The organism is Albimonas pacifica (genome assembly GCF_900113695.1).
Lineage (GTDB): Bacteria > Pseudomonadota > Alphaproteobacteria > Rhodobacterales > Rhodobacteraceae > Albimonas > Albimonas pacifica.
In genome coordinates this window covers 1-1,506 of the sequence record NZ_FOQH01000059.1, presented here as the reverse complement: position 1 = coordinate 1,506, position 1,506 = coordinate 1, and the positions used below count along the sequence as shown (strand labels likewise).

The following is a 1,506-nucleotide window of genomic DNA, read 5'->3' as shown; positions in this document are numbered from 1 at the left end:
GACGCGCCGGGCCAGTGGGCCTTCCACTGCCACCTGTCCTACCACATGGCCGGCGGCATGTTCCGCAAGGTGATCGTCGAGGGCGCGCCGAAGCAGGCGATGACCCTGCCTGCCGGGAATCAGGGCGCCCAGCCGGCCGCCGGCGGCGACCATTCCCATGCGCATGACGAGGGCTGAGACCATGCACGCGACCCGCATCCTTTCCGCCCTCGCGCTGATCGCAGCGGCCGGGCCAGCGCTGGCCGAACCGGCGATCTGGGGCCTCCAGGTCGAGCAGCTGGAATACCGCTTCGGCGAGGACGAGGACGTCCTCGCCTGGGACTTCGACGCCGTCGCGGGCACCGACGAGCTCCGCTTCGTATGGCGCTCGGAGGCCGAGCTGCTGAGCGGCCCGGGAACCTTCGAGACGCTGGAGAACCAAGCCCGCGTCCAGGTCCCGATCTCGTCCTTCTTCGACGCCGTGGGGGGCGTCATGGCCTCGACCCCCGAGGGGCCGGATCGGGTCTACGGCGTCGTCGGCGTCCATGGCCTCGCCCCCCAGTGGTTCGAGGTGGACGCCGACCTGTTCGTCTCGGACAAGCCCTTCGCCCGGTTCGAGGTGGACTACGAGGCGTTGATCACGAACCGGCTGATCCTGACGCCCAGCGTCGAGGTCTCGGTCCCGTTGGTCGACGACCGGGCCCTCGACGCCGGCGCCTTCGGGCCGAAGATCGAGGCCGGGCTGAGGCTGAGCTACGACGTCGTGGACCGCCTGGTCTCGCCCTATGCGGGCGTGCACTACGAGCGGTATTTCGGCGACAGCGCGGACATGCGCCAGACCTCGGGAGAGGCCACGGACGCGGTCTATTTCGTGGTGGGGACGAAGATCCTCTTCTGATCCGTCGTCCCGAAGACCGACGCCCCCGGGGCTGGCCGGGGGCGTCTCCCCGCCGGTTTCGTCCGGTCGGGGCGAACGCGCAGACTAGGCGAAACGCCGATGGACGCGACTTTCCTCTTTCAGATCCCCCATGACCTGATGCATGCGGCCGCCCACGCGGTCGGCCATGAGATCACGGCGGACACGCCCGCCTGGGTGCATCAGGTCTTCCACCTGACGCTGGTCTGGGCCCCGATCGCGCTGGCCGCGCTCGCGCTGTGGCGGCTGGTCTCGGCGCTGCGCGCCCGCGGACGTCCCGCCGGCGCCGCGCCGCCGCCGGTCCCAGGGTTCGAGCCGGGCGTCTACGCCTTCGTGCTGCGCTGGACCCGGGCGGAGCTTCCGCTGCTTCTGGGCCTCAGTCTCGCGGCGCTGCCGGTGCTTTACGCCGCGCTGGAGCTGCCCAAGCTGATCGTGAACCGGGCCATCGACGCCGAGGGCTTCCCGCTGACCGCGGGCCCATGGAGTTTCGATCAGCTCGAGTTCCTGTTCCTGCTCTGCGCGCTCTACCTCCTCGCGGTGATGACGAGCGGCGCCCTGAAATTCGCGATCAACGTGGCGAAGGGGCGGGTGGGCGAGCGCGTGCTGCGCCG

The 1,506-nt window shown here is 70.4% G+C and carries 2 protein-coding genes and 1 pseudogene; all 3 read left to right on the top strand.

Annotated elements, in window-relative coordinates; genetic code table 11:
• The coding region (locus BM064_RS28420) for a multicopper oxidase domain-containing protein (protein ID WP_281244912.1) at positions 1–177 on the top strand (177 nt) is incomplete at its 5' end.
• Positions 178–181: 4 nt separating this feature from the next.
• Positions 182–877, top strand: a complete 696-nt coding sequence (locus BM064_RS26625; protein WP_245779312.1) for a copper resistance protein B — start codon at positions 182–184, stop codon at positions 875–877.
• A gap of 99 nt (positions 878–976) precedes the next feature.
• Positions 977–1,506: pseudogene (locus tag BM064_RS26620) on the top strand (ABC transporter ATP-binding protein); the annotation flags it as partial.